This window comes from Rhodovulum euryhalinum (assembly GCF_004342445.1).
GTDB classification, from domain to species: Bacteria; Pseudomonadota; Alphaproteobacteria; order Rhodobacterales; family Rhodobacteraceae; genus Rhodovulum; species Rhodovulum euryhalinum.
Genome location: NZ_SLWW01000009.1, coordinates 126,874 through 141,196 on the forward strand (window position 1 = coordinate 126,874; position 14,323 = coordinate 141,196).

Annotated in this window: 17 protein-coding genes; 6 read left to right on the plus strand and 11 right to left on the minus strand. The window is 68.0% G+C overall.

Annotation, left to right across the window (positions count from 1 at the left end; genetic code table 11):
* Positions 1-72: 72 nt before the first annotated feature.
* From EV655_RS12355 to EV655_RS12375, 5 genes are all read right to left on the minus strand, one after another.
* On the minus strand, positions 73-732 hold the full coding sequence (locus tag EV655_RS12355; protein ID WP_132545289.1) for a Crp/Fnr family transcriptional regulator: 660 nt from the start codon (positions 730-732) through the stop codon (positions 73-75).
* Entirely contained in the window at positions 729-1,601 is an 873-nt protein-coding gene (mmsB, locus tag EV655_RS12360; protein ID WP_132545291.1) for a 3-hydroxyisobutyrate dehydrogenase, read from the minus strand. Before mmsB ends, EV655_RS12355 begins: the two co-directional genes overlap by 4 nt.
* Positions 1,598-2,644 carry an enoyl-CoA hydratase/isomerase family protein gene (locus EV655_RS12365; RefSeq protein ID WP_132545293.1) on the minus strand — a complete coding sequence of 349 codons (1,047 nt, stop codon included), beginning with the start codon at positions 2,642-2,644 and terminating at the stop codon, positions 1,598-1,600. The genes mmsB and EV655_RS12365 overlap by 4 nt, the downstream gene beginning before the upstream one ends.
* Complete coding sequence (locus EV655_RS12370; RefSeq protein WP_132545295.1) at positions 2,641-3,786, minus strand: acyl-CoA dehydrogenase family protein; 1,146 nt, start codon at positions 3,784-3,786, stop codon at positions 2,641-2,643. Before EV655_RS12370 ends, EV655_RS12365 begins: the two co-directional genes overlap by 4 nt.
* A gap of 71 nt (positions 3,787-3,857) precedes the next feature.
* Complete coding sequence (locus tag EV655_RS12375) at positions 3,858-4,988, minus strand: carboxylate-amine ligase (RefSeq protein WP_132545297.1); 1,131 nt, start codon at positions 4,986-4,988, stop codon at positions 3,858-3,860.
* Positions 4,989-5,394: 406 nt separating this feature from the next.
* Between EV655_RS12375 and EV655_RS12380 the strand changes: the two genes are divergently transcribed.
* Entirely contained in the window at positions 5,395-5,856 is a 462-nt protein-coding gene (locus EV655_RS12380) for a DsrE family protein (protein ID WP_132545299.1), read from the plus strand.
* A 62-nt stretch (positions 5,857-5,918) separates the two neighbouring features.
* Here the strand turns inward: EV655_RS12380 and EV655_RS12385 are convergent, their stop codons facing one another.
* Entirely contained in the window at positions 5,919-7,418 is a 1,500-nt protein-coding gene (locus EV655_RS12385) for a CoA-acylating methylmalonate-semialdehyde dehydrogenase (protein WP_132545300.1), read from the minus strand.
* A gap of 103 nt (positions 7,419-7,521) precedes the next feature.
* Between EV655_RS12385 and EV655_RS12390 the strand changes: the two genes are divergently transcribed.
* The 3 genes from EV655_RS12390 (at position 7,522) to coaD (ending at position 9,511) form a co-directional block, all read left to right on the plus strand.
* Positions 7,522-8,415: a LysR family transcriptional regulator gene (locus EV655_RS12390; RefSeq protein ID WP_132545302.1), complete on the plus strand. Its 894-nt coding sequence runs from the start codon at positions 7,522-7,524 to the stop codon at positions 8,413-8,415.
* 70 nt (positions 8,416-8,485) lie between these two features.
* Positions 8,486-8,920, plus strand: a complete 435-nt coding sequence (locus EV655_RS12395; RefSeq protein WP_132545304.1) for a CBS domain-containing protein — start codon at positions 8,486-8,488, stop codon at positions 8,918-8,920.
* 99 nt (positions 8,921-9,019) lie between these two features.
* Positions 9,020-9,511 carry a pantetheine-phosphate adenylyltransferase gene (gene coaD, locus EV655_RS12400; protein ID WP_132545306.1) on the plus strand — a complete coding sequence of 164 codons (492 nt, stop codon included), beginning with the start codon at positions 9,020-9,022 and terminating at the stop codon, positions 9,509-9,511.
* Positions 9,512-9,594: 83 nt separating this feature from the next.
* Here coaD and EV655_RS18680 read toward each other — a convergent pair whose 3' ends face one another.
* Positions 9,595-9,738: a hypothetical protein gene (locus tag EV655_RS18680; RefSeq protein ID WP_165905337.1), complete on the minus strand. Its 144-nt coding sequence runs from the start codon at positions 9,736-9,738 to the stop codon at positions 9,595-9,597.
* Between the two features lie 266 nt (positions 9,739-10,004).
* Here EV655_RS18680 and EV655_RS12405 point away from each other — a divergent pair, with 266 nt between their 5' ends.
* Positions 10,005-10,493: a hypothetical protein gene (locus tag EV655_RS12405; protein ID WP_132545307.1), complete on the plus strand. Its 489-nt coding sequence runs from the start codon at positions 10,005-10,007 to the stop codon at positions 10,491-10,493.
* A complete protein-coding gene (locus EV655_RS12410; RefSeq protein ID WP_132545309.1) occupies positions 10,486-10,893 on the plus strand; it encodes a cell division protein ZapA in 408 nt (135 codons plus the stop codon). Before EV655_RS12405 ends, EV655_RS12410 begins: the two co-directional genes overlap by 8 nt.
* Positions 10,894-10,937: 44 nt before the next feature.
* Here the strand turns inward: EV655_RS12410 and EV655_RS12415 are convergent, their stop codons facing one another.
* The 4 genes from EV655_RS12415 to purL all read right to left on the minus strand — a co-directional run bounded on the left by EV655_RS12415 (position 10,938) and on the right by purL (position 14,313).
* Positions 10,938-11,453: a hypothetical protein gene (locus tag EV655_RS12415; protein ID WP_132545311.1), complete on the minus strand. Its 516-nt coding sequence runs from the start codon at positions 11,451-11,453 to the stop codon at positions 10,938-10,940.
* Between the two features lie 10 nt (positions 11,454-11,463).
* Positions 11,464-11,826, minus strand: a complete 363-nt coding sequence (gene grxD / locus EV655_RS12420; RefSeq protein WP_132545313.1) for a Grx4 family monothiol glutaredoxin — start codon at positions 11,824-11,826, stop codon at positions 11,464-11,466.
* 5 nt (positions 11,827-11,831) lie between these two features.
* The gene (locus EV655_RS12425; protein WP_132545315.1) at positions 11,832-12,074 is read right to left on the minus strand and encodes a BolA/IbaG family iron-sulfur metabolism protein; all 243 of its coding nucleotides are present in this window, start codon (positions 12,072-12,074) and stop codon (positions 11,832-11,834) included.
* Between the two features lie 79 nt (positions 12,075-12,153).
* Positions 12,154-14,313 carry a phosphoribosylformylglycinamidine synthase subunit PurL gene (gene purL, locus EV655_RS12430; RefSeq protein ID WP_132545317.1) on the minus strand — a complete coding sequence of 720 codons (2,160 nt, stop codon included), beginning with the start codon at positions 14,311-14,313 and terminating at the stop codon, positions 12,154-12,156.
* Positions 14,314-14,323: the final 10 nt, after the last annotated feature.

Consider the following 14,323-nt stretch of genomic DNA (forward strand, 5'->3'; position numbering starts at 1 on the left):
ATCCCGCGCCCGGTTTGTCCGGGCGCTGTGGCATCACGATGCGACAATGTGGGCGCGCAGTCTGTGACTGTGTCACCCAGCCCCGTCGGTTGCCGCAACCCGGGCAAGGCCCTCGGCGTCCTCGATCGTCACGAGCCCCCGGTCGAGCCGCACCAGCCCCGCCTTGGCCAGAGCGTCGAGCCGGCGCGAGACCACCTCGCGCGCGGTGCCGATCCGGGTGGCGAGTTCCTGATGGGTGGCGTGGACGGCCCCCCCCTGGGCCTGGGCCAGCAGATCGGCGGCAAGCCGGCTTTCGACGCGCTGGAAGGCGACCCGTTCGAGAAGCGCCATGATCGCCTGCATCCGCATCGCGAAGGCGCCGAAGACGAAGCGGCGAAAGACCGGGCTCTGGTCCATCAGCGCGAGGAACATCTCGCGCGGGATCAGGATCGCCTCGCAATCGGTCACCGTTATGGCCTCGCCGGTATAATCCTCGCCGCCCAGCAGGCCGAGCGTGGACTGCACGCAGGATTGCCCGGGCTCGATCGCGTAGAGCAGGATTTCCCGCCCGGTCGGGCCGACCAGATAGACCTCGACCCGGCCCTTCAGCAGGATCGTGAAGCCGCGCGCCGCCTCGCCGGGGCAGAACAGCACCTTGCCCTTGGGCAGGCGCATCACCGGCAGCCCCTCGAGCCGGGCGACGATCCCCTGTTCGAGCCCCTCCAGGCCTTCGGCGCGCGCGATCCCGCTCATGTCCGGCCGCGCCTTTCGAACCTGGGCAGCATGGCCGAGAAATCGCGCCCGCGGCCGTCCTCGTCTTCCACGAAGGCGGCGTAGAGTTCCGCCGCCCGCGCGCCCATCGGCGTGTCGGCGTCCACCGCCTCGGCCGCCTGCTGGGAAAGGCGCAGGTCCTTGAGCATCAGTTCGGCCGCGAAGCCGGGCTTGTAGTCGTTGTCGGCGGGGCTTTTCGGCCCCACGCCCGGCGCCGGGCAATAGGCGTTCATCGTCCAGGAATAGCCCGACGAGGTCGAGACCACGTCGAACATCTTGCCCCGGTCGAGCCCCAGCTTGTCGGCCAGCGCGAAGGCCTCGCAGGTGCCGATCATGGTGACGCCGAGGATCATGTTGTTGCAGATCTTGGCCGCCTGCCCGGCGCCCGAGGCGCCGCAATGCACCGCCTTCTGGCCCATCACCTCGAAGAGCGGGCGGACCTTCTCGAACGCGGCCTCGGTGCCGCCCGCCATGAAGGTCAGCGTGCCGGCCGCGGCGCCCCCCACGCCGCCCGAGACCGGCGCATCGACCGCCAGCACGCCCGCTGCCTCGGCCTCGGCGGCGACAGCGCGGGCGCTTTCGACATCGACGGTGGAACAGTCCAGAAGTACCGCACCCCTGGCCATCGCCGGCAGCACCTCGGCGGCCACGGCGCGCAGGATCGCGCCGTTCGGCAGCATGGTGATGACCACCTCCTGCCCCGCCGCGGCCTCGGCGGCGCTGGCCGCCGGGGTCACGCCCTCGGGGCAGGGGGCGGCAAGGTCGAAGCCCGTCACCTGATGGCCCGCCTTCACCAGGTTCGCCGCCATCGGCGCGCCCATGTTGCCCAGTCCGATGAAGCCCACCTTCATTGTCCATCCTCCTCCAGGTTCAGTTCGTCCGGCCCCAGCGGCGCCAGCATCGCGGCCACGTCCGCGAGCGGCACCGACGCCAGTCCGGCATGGCGCCAGTTCGGGGCCTTGTCCTTGTCGATGATCGCCGCGCGGATGCCTTCGAGAAAGTCCGAATGTTCCGGCGCGCGGTGCGTGAAGCGGTATTCCAGAGCCAGCGCGCTGCGGATCGTCGCACCCGGCCCCAGCCGGTGCTGCATCTCGATCGTGCAGGCGATGGCAAGCGGACTGCCGCGGGACAGCCGGTTCAGCGTGTCTGCGGCAAAGTCGGTCCGGTCGGCGGTCAGCGCGCTGACGACATCACGCAGCGTTTCGCCCGCGAAAAGCCTGTCCACCTGCCCCTGAAGCGGCGGCAAATCGCCCCGCTGCGGGGTCTGCGCGGCGCTTTCGATGGCGTCGACCTCGCCGGTCGCGACCAGATCAGCGACGAGGCCGGGCCAGTCCGCCTCGGGCACGAAATGGTCGGCGAAGCCCGCATAGATCGCGTCGCCCGGCCCCATGCGGCGGCCCGTTGTCCCAAGGTATTCGCCTAACCGCCCAGGGGCCCGGGCAAGGATCAGCGATCCCCCCACGTCCGGCACGAGGCCGATGCCACATTCCGGCATGGCCACCTGGCTGGTTTCGCCTACCACCCGGTGGCTGCCGTGACAGCCGACGCCCACGCCGCCGCCCATGGTAAAACCCTGCATCAGGCTGACCACCGGCTTGGGGTATTCGGCGATCTTGGCGTTCATGCGGTATTCGTCGCGCCAGAACTTCTGGCCATAGGCATAGTCGCCTTTTGTGCCGGTCTCGTACATCACCGCGATGTCGCCGCCCGCGCAGAACGCCTTGTCGCCCGCGGCATCGATCAGCACCAGCGCCACGGCGTTGTCGGCCCGCCACCGGTCCAGCGCCGCCTCGATCTCAAGGCACATCGGATAGGTCAGCGCGTTCAGCGCCTTGGGCCGGTTCAGCGTTATGCGGCCCGCGCGGCCTTCGATGCGGATCTCGATGTCGCTCATCCGCGTGCCTCCAGCATCTGGCGGGCGACGATAAGGCGCATGATCTCGTTGGTGCCTTCGAGGATCTGGTGCACGCGCAGGTCGCGCACGATCTTCTCGATGCCGTAATCGGCAAGATAGCCATAGCCGCCATGCAGTTGCAGGCACTGGTCGGCCACGCGGCTGCCGGCCTCGGTCACTAACTTCTTGGCCATGGCGCAGAATTTCGTGGCGTCGGACGCGCCCTGGTCCAGTTTCCACGCCGCCTGGCGCAGGAAGGTGCGGGCGGCCTGCAACTCGATCTCGGCATCGGCCAGCCGGAACTGCAGCGCCTGGAACTGGTCGATGGGTTTCCCGAACGCGCGGCGCTCGCCCATATAGGCCAGCGTCGCATCCAGCGCCGCCTGCGCCGCGCCAAGGCTGCAGGCCGCGATGTTCAGCCGCCCGCCGTCCAGCCCCATCATCGCGTAGCGGAATCCCTTGCCCTCTTCTCCCAGCAGGTTTCCGGCTGGTATCGCACAGCCGTCGAACTGCACCTGGCGCGTGGGTTGCGATCGCCAGCCCATCTTGTCCTCGAGCCCGCCGAAGGAGAGCCCCGGCGCCTTGTCCTCGACCACGAAGGCGGTGATGCCGCGCGGCCCGTCTTCGCCGGTGCGGGCCATCACGATATAGGCGTCCGAATAGCCGCCGCCCGAGATGAACGCCTTGGTGCCGGTCAGCCGGAACCCGTCATTCGTCCGCTCGGCCCGGGTCTTGAGCGCGGCGGCGTCCGAGCCGGAGCCGGGTTCGGTCAGGCAGTAGGACAGCACGGTTTCCATCGTGATCGCCGGTGCAAGGATGCGGGCCTTGAGGTCATCCGAGCCGAAGGCGTCAAGCATCTTGGCGCACATGTTGTGGATCGACAGGAATGCCGCGACGGACGGGCAGGCCATCGACAGCGCCTCGAACACCAGTGTCGCGTCAAGCCTGCTGAGCCCGGCGCCGCCCGATGACTCGCTGACATAGAGCCCTCCGAAGCCAAGCTCGCCCAGCTTGGGCCACAGCGCCTTCGGGATGGTGCCCTCTTCCTCCCATGCGCGGGCGAAAGGCGCGATCTCTTCGGCGCCGAAGGCGCGGGCCATGTCGAATACCGCGACCTGTTCCTCGCTCAGTGCGAAATCCATCGCGTCACCCCCGGATTATTGAACGCGCGTTCATTTGACAGAGAGCCCTGTCCGATTGCAAGGGGCGGGCGTCAAAGATCGGCGTTGTATTCCTCGATCAACGACCGGATCACGGCGACCACCGCTGCCTCGGGCGTCTTGCCCTCGGCCAGCGCCGTATCATGGACGCGCCGCTGGCGGTCGGCCGAGGTGCCGTTGGCGATCACATCGCGGGCGGCATGGACCTCGTTCAGGCAGCCCAGCAGCGCGGCATCGGGCTCGACGAAGGTGATCAGTTCGTCCAGCAGGTCGGGGAAAGGCACCAGCGCCTTGCGGCCGAAGTCGATCAGACCTTCATTGACGCCATAGCGCTGCGCGCGCCAGCGGTTCTCGCCCACCAGGAACCGCTCGTAGACGCGCCAGCGCTGGTTCAGCCCCGCCAGCCGCCACAGCATCCGCGTGATGCACTGGGTCAGCGCGGCGATGGACAGCGCGTGTTCCAGCCGGGGCGAGACGTCGCAGATGCGGGTCTCCAGCGTCGGGAAGCGGGCCGACGGCCGCAGGTCCCACCAGATCTTCGTGGCATCCTCAATCAGGCCCAGCCGGACCAGCGCGCCCACGGACCGTTCGTAGTCCGACCAGCTTTCGAAGCGCGGCGGCAGGCCGGTGCGGGGCAGGTTGTCGAACACCGTCAGCCGGTAGGAGGCCAGCCCCGTATCCACCCCCTGCCAGAACGGCGAGGAGGTCGACATCGCCAGGAGGTGCGGCAGGAAGTAGGATAACTGCGCCATCAGGTCGATGCGCTGGTCGGGGTCGGGGATGCCGACATGGACATGCATCCCGCAGATCAGCATCCGCCGCGCCACGCCTGCCAGCGCGCGTTCCAGGTCGTTGTAGCGGTCCTTGTCGGTGTGGTGCTGTTCCTTCCAGTCGGCGACCGGGTGGCACGACACGGCAATCGGCGCCAGCCCGTGTATCGCGGCCTTCTCGGCCACGGTCGCGCGCAAGCGGCGAAGGTCTTCGCGGGCCTCGGCGATGGTCTTGCAGACGCGGGTGCCCACCTCGATCTGGCATTGCAGGAATTCGGGCGTGACCTGGTCGCCAAGCTCGGCGATGCAGTCCTCCATCAGCGCCTTGGGGGCCTCGGCCAGGGCGCAGGTTTCGGTATTCACGAGGAGGTATTCCTCTTCGATGCCGATGGTGAAGTCCGGCTCGTCCGTCATGTCGCCTCAGCCCCCGCTTCTGACCCCTCGATCTGAGCCCGGCGGCGCCGGTTTTGCAAGAGCGCCATGGCCCGTCGCGCCGGTGGCGCATCTTGTACGGACCGGATCCGTCGGCCTTGGGGTGGGTTTTGAGGGCCGCCATCGTGCCAAGGGCAAGGGACGGAAAGCAACCTGCGTTGGACGCCTCGGCTTTTCCCGGGGGGCGCGGGGCTTGGCGGGTTCGCCGCGCTGCGCCGCAAGGGCCGAGACCCGCGCCCGTGACACCGAAAGAGCGGCTCCTTGGGCCGCTCTCTCGCGTTTCCGGGCATGTGCGAAGGCGCATCCTCGGCGGGGATTTTGACCTCGATCAAGGAGGGTGCGTATCCGGGCGACCTAGGCTTTGGCCGAACATCGAAAGGATACCCCCATGAAAAGGTTCTTTGCCCCGTCGGTCGCGGCGCTGATCTTCTTGCTGGCCGTGTCGGTCTTTCCCGGTTCGGCCACGGCGCAGGACAGCAAGCCGGGGCTGTTCGTCAACCTGACCACCGACGATACCTGGTCGGCGGCCAAGGCGATTCTGTTCGCCCATGAAAAGGCGCTGAAGAACGGGCATGCGCCGGTGACGATCTGGCTGAACGTGCGCGCGGTCTACCTGGCCGACAAGAAGCGTCCGAGCCATGTGCACGGGCTGATGCGAGGCGCGGACAAGTCGATCCAGGACATGCTGGCCGATTTCATGGCCGATGGCGGGCGCGTCATCATGTGCTCGGCCTGTTCGTCGGCCGCGGGGCTGACGCAGGAGGATTATATCGACGGGGTCGAGATGGGAACGTGGCCGGTGGTCGAGAGCCTGCTGTTCGATCCGGACGTCAAGACGCTGGCCTGGTAACGGCGTCCGACCGCATGAAGGCCCCGGCGCAATCGCCGGGGCCTTCATGCGTTCTGGCGGGCTCAGTCCATCTGCTTGAAGTGGAACTCGCCGCCTTCCTTCAGACCGCTCGGCCAGCGCGAGGTGACGGTCTTGGTCCGCGTGTAGAACCGGAACGCGTCCGGGCCGTGCTGGTTCAGGTCGCCGAAGCCCGATTTCTTCCAGCCACCAAAGGTGTGATAGGCCAGGGGCACCGGGATCGGCACGTTGATCCCGATCATGCCGACGTTCACCCGGGCCGCGAAGTCGCGCGCGGTGTCGCCGTCGCGGGTGAAGATCGCGGTGCCGTTGCCGTATTCGTGGTCCATCGCGTAGGCCAGCGCCTCTTCGTAGGAGGTTGCGCGGACGGTGGACAGGACGGGGCCAAAGATTTCCTGCTTGTAGATGTCCATGTCGCGGGTCACGCGGTCGAAGAGCGTCGGTCCTACGAAATAGCCGCTTTCATAGCCCTGCAGCGTGAAGTTGCGGCCATCGACCACCATCTCGGCACCCTGCCGGACCCCCGACTCGATCAGGCCCAGCACCCGTTCCTTTGCGGCGGCGGTCACCAGCGGGCCGTAATCCACGTCATTGCCCGCGGTGTAGGGGCCGATCTTCAGCTTCTCGATCCGGGGTACCAGTTTCTCGATCAGCGCGTCCGCGGTCTTGTCGCCCACCGGCACCGCGACCGAGATCGCCATGCAGCGCTCGCCCGCCGCGCCATATCCCGCACCCACCAGCGCATCCGCCGCCTGGTCCATGTCGGCGTCGGGCATGATGATCATGTGGTTCTTGGCCCCGCCAAAGCACTGCACGCGCTTGCCGTTCGAACAGCCGCGGCCATAGATGTATTCGGCGATGGGGGTGGACCCGACGAAGCCGATGGCCTGGACGTGCGGGTTGTCGAGGATGGCGTCCACCGCCTCCTTGTCGCCGTTGATGACCTGCAGCACGCCGTCGGGCAGGCCCGCCTCCTTCAGCAGTTCCGCCAGCATCAGCGGCACCGAGGGGTCCCGCTCGCTGGGCTTCAGGATGAAGGCGTTGCCGGCCGCGAGCGCCGGGCCCATCTTCCACATCGGGATCATCGCGGGGAAGTTGAACGGCGTGATGCCCGCCACCACGCCCAGCGGCTGGCGCATCGAGTACATGTCGATGCCGGGCCCCGCGCTGTCGGTGAATTCGCCCTTCAGCAGATGCGGCGCGCCGATGCAGAACTCGATCACCTCAAGGCCGCGCTGCACGTCGCCCTTGGCGTCGGGGATGGTCTTGCCATGTTCCGAGGACAGCGCCTCGGCCAGCTTGTCCATGTCGCGGTTCAGAAGCCGGACGAATTCCATCATCACGCGGGCGCGGCGCTGCGGGTTGGTGGCGCCCCAGCCGACTTGCGCCTTGGCGGCATCTGCCACCGCGGCGTCCAGCTCGGCCTTGCTGGCCAGCGGCACGCGCGCCTGCACCTCGCCCAGCGCGGGGTTGTAGACATCGGCAAACCGGCCCGACGTGCCCTTCACGTGCTGGCCGTTCACGAAATGGGTCAGTTCCTTCATGGCATCCTCCCGGGTTGTTCGCCGCGCAGGATAGTCTTGCAGAATTCCCCGGAAAAGCGGCAGTTTTCCAAAAGCGTTTTGCGAAATTGCAAGGACGGCGCCGATGAACTGGGACGACATGCGGCTTTTCCTCGCGGTGGCGCGGGCCGAGAGCCTGACCGGCGCGGGCAAGGTGCTGCGGCTTGACCCCGCCACGCTGGGCCGCCGGATCGCCCGGCTGGAAGAAACGCTGGGAACCGCGCTTTTCGCCCGCTCGCCGCGCGGCTATGGCCTGACCGAGGCCGGCGAGCGGTTGATGGACCGCGCCGTGCAGGCGGAACAGGCCTTGACCGAAGGGGCAGAGGAACTGCGCGGGCAGGGCGGCCAGCTGACCGGGCTGGTGCGCATCGGCGCGCCGGACGGGGTGGCGAACTTCCTGCTGCCGCAGGTCACTGCGGCGATCTGCGATGCGAATCCGGGGCTTGAGGTGCAGATCGTCGCGCTGCCGCGGGTGTTCAACCTCAGCCGCCGCGAGGCCGACATGGCGATCGCGGTCAGCCCGCCCGAGACCGGGCGGCTGACCGTGCAGAAGGTGACCGACTACCACCTGCACCTTGTCGCCCATCGCGACTACATTGCGCGGCACAAGGCGATCCGCGGCCTTGGCGATCTCGCGGGGCACCGGGTCGTCGGCTATATCCCCGATATGATCTTCGACAGGGAACTCGACTACCTGTCCGAGATCGGGGTCGAGCGGGTGGCGCTCGCCTCGAACTCGGTCGCGGTGCAACTGAACTGGCTGAGGGCCGGGGCGGGGCTGGGGATCGTCCACGATTTCGCGATTCCGGCCGCGCCGGGGCTGGTGAAGGTGCTGCCCGAGGCGGTCTCGTTGACGCGCGGCTTTTACCTGATCCGCCACGGCGACGACCGCAAACTGGCACGGCTTGCCCGTTTCGCGGGGCTCATGTCCGAAGGACTGCGCGCAGAGGTTGCCCGGCTCGAAGCACAGACTACTTGACAGGTTGTCGCAGCAGGGGCGACGCTGGCGGAAAGCGCCCCGCGTCGTGGCGCCCTGGGGAGGTAGCGCAATGCAAGTCCATCAGATCCTGAAAACCAAGCTGGTTCCGGGTGTGGCGACGGTGACGCCCGACACCTCGGTGTCGCAGGCGGCGGCCGAACTTGCGGCGCGACGGATCGGGTCTCTGGTGGTCAGCCAGGATGGATCCGAGGTGGCGGGAATCCTGTCAGAACGTGACATCGTGCGCGAACTGGGCCGGCGCGGTCCGGCCGTGCTGTCGGACCCGGTCTCGACCATCATGACCCGCCAGATCCAGACCTGCACGCTTGAGGAGACCGCAGACCAGGTTCTGGGCCGGATGACCGAGGGGCGGTTCCGCCACATGCCGGTGATGGACAAGGGGCGGATGGTGGCGCTGATCTCGATCGGTGATGTGGTCAAGGCGCGCCTTTCCGAGCTGTCGATGGAGAAGGACGCGCTGGAAGGCATGATCATGGGCTTCTGAGGCGGGCGTGCCGCAGTCGGCGCCCGCGTCCGATGCTGCACTTGCAAAACCGCCCGCGATATTGTTGCGTGCGGGGGCAAACTGACAGAGGGGCCCCCCATGCGCATCGGCCTTTACCCCGGCACGTTCGACCCGCTGACGCTTGGCCATATCGACATCATCACGCGGGGCTGCGCGCTGGTGGACCGGCTGGTGATCGGCGTCGCGATCAACCGCGACAAGGGCCCCCTGTTCACGCTGGAAGAGCGCGTGGCGATGATCGAGACGGAATGTGCGGCGCTGAGCGACCAGACCGGCACCGAGATTGTCGCGCACCCGTTCGAGAATCTGCTGATCGATTGTGCCCGCGATGTGGGCGCCACGATGATCGTGCGCGGGCTGCGGGCGGTTGCCGATTTCGAGTACGAGTTCCAGATGGTCGGCATGAACCGGGCGCTGGATTCGTCGATCGAGACGGTGTTCCTGATGGCCGACGCCCGCCGTCAGGCGATCGCGTCGCGCCTGGTCAAGGAGATCGCGCGGCTGGGCGGCGACGTGTCGAGTTTCGTCACGCCCGCAGTGCGCGACCGCCTGGTGGCGAAGTTCGCCTGAGATCGGCGCAATCCGGCACGGCGCCTGCAGTGCAAGACCATTGCAGGGGAACCGATTCGGGTCCCCTGACCAGGAAGAAGGCCCTAGCGCCAGAAGGCGATGTAGTCCGTCAGATCCAGGAACTTGCGGGCGAGGAACAGGGTTGCGTCGGACCCGTTCAGGGTGAGATCGGCCGCGAGCGCGGCGAGGATGAGGCCCAGAAGGGCAATCGCGACGCGGTTGGTCATGCGGCCGGGTCCGGAAGGGGTGAGAACGATGCCGGCCGGTCCGGCTTGGCGCGGGTGTAAGGGTCCATGGTGAGGCTCCGATCGGCGGCTTGCCGCCCGTGGGGATGCCTTGGGACGGCGGTTCAAGCATAGGCGGTAAGCCCTTGACCGGAAAGGGGGCGCATTCGCCCACGGCTTGGGCTAGACTTGACGAAAGTCCCGCTGCCCCGATTCGACTGCCGGGGACGGACGGGCGCCGGGATCAAACGGCCGGGGAACAGGCAGAGATGAACGACATCACCGAGTTCGAGCGGCGGATCACCGCGGCGCTGGAGCGGATCGGCATCGGGCTGGAAGGGCTTGAGCGGATCGATCCCGACCGCCCCGATCCGGCCGAGATCGACGCGCTGCGCGAGGCGCTGGACAGCGAGCGCACCGCAAATGCCCAGCTAAACGAACGCGTCAAGGCGATCCGCGAGCGGCAGGAGACACAGGTTGCCCGGCTTGACCAGCGGGCACACGAGATGACCGAGCGGGCCGAGCGGCTGGAGGCCGAGGTCGAGCGGCTGCGCGCGGTCAACGCGCGGCTGCGCGAGACCAGCGCGGCGCTGAGGGCGGCGAATGCCGAGGGGCTGGGCGATCCGGCGGCGATCGACGCGGCGATGGCGGCCGAGATCGAGGCGCTGCACGCGCTGCGCGAGGGCGACCGGGCCGAGCTTGACGCGATCGTGGCCGAACTGATGCCGCTGGCCGAAGGGGGGGCCGCCCATGCCTAACGTTTCGATCCGGATCGGCGAGCGCAGTTTCGAGGTGGCCTGCCAGACGGGCGAAGAGGCGTTTCTCGAGTCCGCGGCGCGGGCGCTCGATGCCGAGGCCTCGACGCTGGTGGCCCAGGGCGGTCACCTGCCCGAAGCGCGGATGCTGCTGATGGCGGGGCTGATGCTGGCGGACAAGACCGTGGGCATGGAGGAGCGGATGCGGGGTCTTGAGGCCAAGCTGGCCGAGGCGCGCGCCCGGATTGCCGAACTGGAGGCCGCGCCCGCACCGGCGCCCGAGCGGATCGAGGTGCCGGTGATTCCGCAGAGCGTGACCGAGACCCTGGCCGAACTTGCCGCGCGCGCGGAGTCGCTGGCCGATACGGTCGAGGAAAAGGTGATGGTCAGCCTCGCGCGCTGAACCATCCCGGCCTCGCGAAACGGCCTGCCGTGCCCGCGGCAGGTTCAGCGGCGAAGTGCAAGCAAGGCCAGCAAACGGCCCAGCCCCCCCAGCACCGCGTCAAGCACTGCGAGCAAAAGGGGCTGCCGGGGTGGTTCGGGCAGCGGGAAGAACAGAAGCCGCCCGCTATCCACCTCTTCCACGATCGCATCCATCGCGAAGGCAAGCGGGACAAGCACGCTGCGGGCGGTCGCTGTTGCCGGGGCAAGGCGCGCCCCGCCCGGACCATCGTAGAGATCAAGCCGGGCGGTGCAGGCGGCAAGCTTGTCGGCAAGCCCGGGCGGTGCCTTTGCGGGCAGCCGCGAGACGAGGTCTGCGGCCTCGCCCGACACCTCGGGGCGGCGGTCCATCTCGATCACAACGGGCACGGGATCGCTCAGGACGATCTGTTCGAAGCTCTTGCCATGGCGCTGCCGGACGCGCGTTTCCGCCCGGCATCCAAGCGGTCCCCGAAGGTAGCGCGCGACACGGTCAAGCCCCACGCCATGAGCGGCCGGGCCGTACCAGAGCCGCGCGCGCAACACCGCCGCCTCAGGCGTTGGCGGCGCGGATCTTGTCGGCGGCCTCCTTGGAATAGGCCACCCCCTTGTCCTCGAACAGCTTGTCCAACTCGCCCGACAGCGTCATCTCGGTGACGATGTCGCAGCCGCCGACGAACTCGCCCTTGACGTAGAGTTGCGGGATCGTCGGCCAGTCCGAGAAATCCTTGATCCCCTGGCGGATGTCGTCATTGGCGAGCACGTTGATATCGGTGAACTCGACGCCCATGAAGTTCAGCACGCCCGCCACGCGGCTGGAAAAGCCGCATTGCGGCATGTCCTTGGTGCCCTTCATGAAGAGCACCACATCGGTGCCTTCGATGGTTTCCCTGATCTGCGTTTCCACATCGGCCATTTTGGTCACTCCGGCGCTTTGGTGGTGAGGGCGAGTGCATGGAGCGCCCCGTTGGAGCCCTCCATCTGATCCTTCAGCGCGGCATAGACGGCGCGCTGCTGCTGGACGCGGTTCAGGCCGCGAAAGCTTTCGTCGATCACCTCGGCGGCATAGTGGTTCCCGTCGCCGGCGATGTCGGTGATGGTGATCCGCGCGTCGGGGAACTTCGCGCGGATGAGGGTTTCGATCTCTTCGGGCGCGATGGCCATGCCGGGCTCCGTCCTGTTCGTTCTGGTCAACCTAAGCGCGTCGGCAAAGGGCCGCAAGGGGCCGCTGGGGCCGGTTGCCTCAGCCCAGGGCCTCGGCAAAGGCCCCGCGGAAGAGCGCCGAAAGCTCGGCCATTGGCGCGACATGGCCGCCAAAGCTGACCGTCTGGCCGCCGAACCGGCCGACAGTGACCAGCGGCACGCCGGCCTTGCCAGCGGCAACCATCAGCGCCTCGGCCGCATCGAAGGTCGCGGCGATCAGGTAGCGGGCCTGATCCTCGCCAAAGAGCGTGGGCGTGTCGGCGGCGTCGAGATGGAGGCCGACCCCGCCCGCCTCGGCCATCTCGAAGGCGGCAAGCGCGAGGCCGCCATCCGCAAGGTCGGTGGCGGCGGCGATCAGGCGGCGGTTGGCGCGGAGAAAGTCGCCATGCGCCCGCTCGGCGGCAAGGTCGACATGGGGCGCGTCGCCGTCCTCGCGGTGGAAGACCTCGGCCAGCAGGGCGGACTGGCCCAGATGCCCCGTCGTCGTGCCCAGCAGCAGCGCAAGGTGGCCCTCGGCCGCGGCGCCGCCGATCAGGTCGTCGAGGCTGTCCAGCAGACCCACGGCGCCGATGGTGGGGGTGGGCAGGATCGGGCTGCCGTCGGTTTCGTTGTAGAGCGAGACGTTGCCCGACACGATGGGCATGTCGAGCGCCCGGCAGGCCTCGCCGATGCCCTGGATGGCGCCGACGAACTGGCCCATGATCTCGGGCTTTTCGGGGTTGCCGAAGTTCAGGTTGTCGGTGGCCGCCTGCGGGCGCGCACCCACGGCGCAGAGGTTGCGGTAGGCCTCGGCCACGGCCTGCCGGCCGCCCTCGACCGGGTTGGCGCGGACATAGCGCGGCGTCACGTCCGAGGTGAAGGCCAGCGCCTTTGGCGTGCCGTGGACGCGGACGATCCCGGCGCCAAGGCCGGGGCGTCGCACCGTGTCGGCCATCACCTGGCTGTCGTATTGTTCGTAGACCCAGTGTTTCGCGGCGTAGTTCGGGCTGCCGATCAGCGCCTTGAGCGCGTCGATTGGGTCGATCCCGGGCACCTCGGCCATTTCGGGGGCGGGGGGCGTTTCCACCCAGGGGCGGTCGTATTCGGGGGCCGAGGACGCCAGTTTCGACAGCGGCAGGTCGGCCTTGCAGTCGCCCTTGTGCAGGATCAGGAAGCGGTCCTCGGGGATCGTCTCGCCCACGATGGCGAAGTCGAGATCCCATTTCTCGAAGATGGCGCGGGCCTCTGCCTCCTTCTCGGGGCGGAGCACCATCAGCATGCGTTCCTGGCTTTCGGACAGCATCATCTCGTAGGCGGTCATCGCGGTTTCGCGCTGGGGCACCGCGTCGAGGTCGAGCCGGATGCCAAGGCCGCCCTTGTCGCCCATCTCGACCGCCGAACAGGTCAGCCCCGCCGCGCCCATGTCCTGGATCGAGATCACCGCGCCCGACGCCATCAGTTCGAGACACGCCTCCATCAGGCGTTTCTCGGTGAACGGGTCGCCCACCTGCACGGTGGGACGTTTCTCCTCGATGCCCTCGTCGAATTCGGCCGAGGCCATCGTCGCGCCGCCCACGCCGTCGCGGCCCGTCTTGGCGCCGAGATAGACGACGGGCATGCCCACGCCCGAGGCGGCCGAATAGAAGATCTTGTCGGCCTCCGCGAGGCCCGCGGCGAAGGCGTTGACCAGGCAATTGCCGTTATAGGCGGGGTGAAAGCGGACCTCGCCGCCCACGGTCGGCACGCCGAAGCAGTTGCCGTAACCGCCGATGCCCTCGACCACGCCATGCACCAATTGCCTTGTCTTGGGGTGGTCCACCTCACCGAACGACAGCGCGTTCATCGCCGCGATGGGCCGCGCGCCCATTGTGAAGACGTCGCGCAGGATGCCGCCCACGCCGGTCGCGGCCCCCTGGTAGGGCTCGATATAACTCGGGTGGTTGTGGCTCTCCATCTTGAAGACCACGGCCTGCCCGTCGCCGATATCGACGACGCCCGCGTTCTCGCCCGGGCCGCAGATCACCTGGGGGCCATCGGTGGGCAGCGTGCGCAGCCATTTCTTGGACGACTTGTAGGAACAATGCTCGTTCCACATCGCCGAGAAGATGCCCAACTCGGTGAAGCTGGGTGCGCGGTTCAACAGCCGCAGGATTTCCGCGTATTCCTCGGGCTTCAGCCCGTGGGCCGCGATCAGCTCGTCGGTGATGGCCGGTTCCTGCATCGTCTTTCCC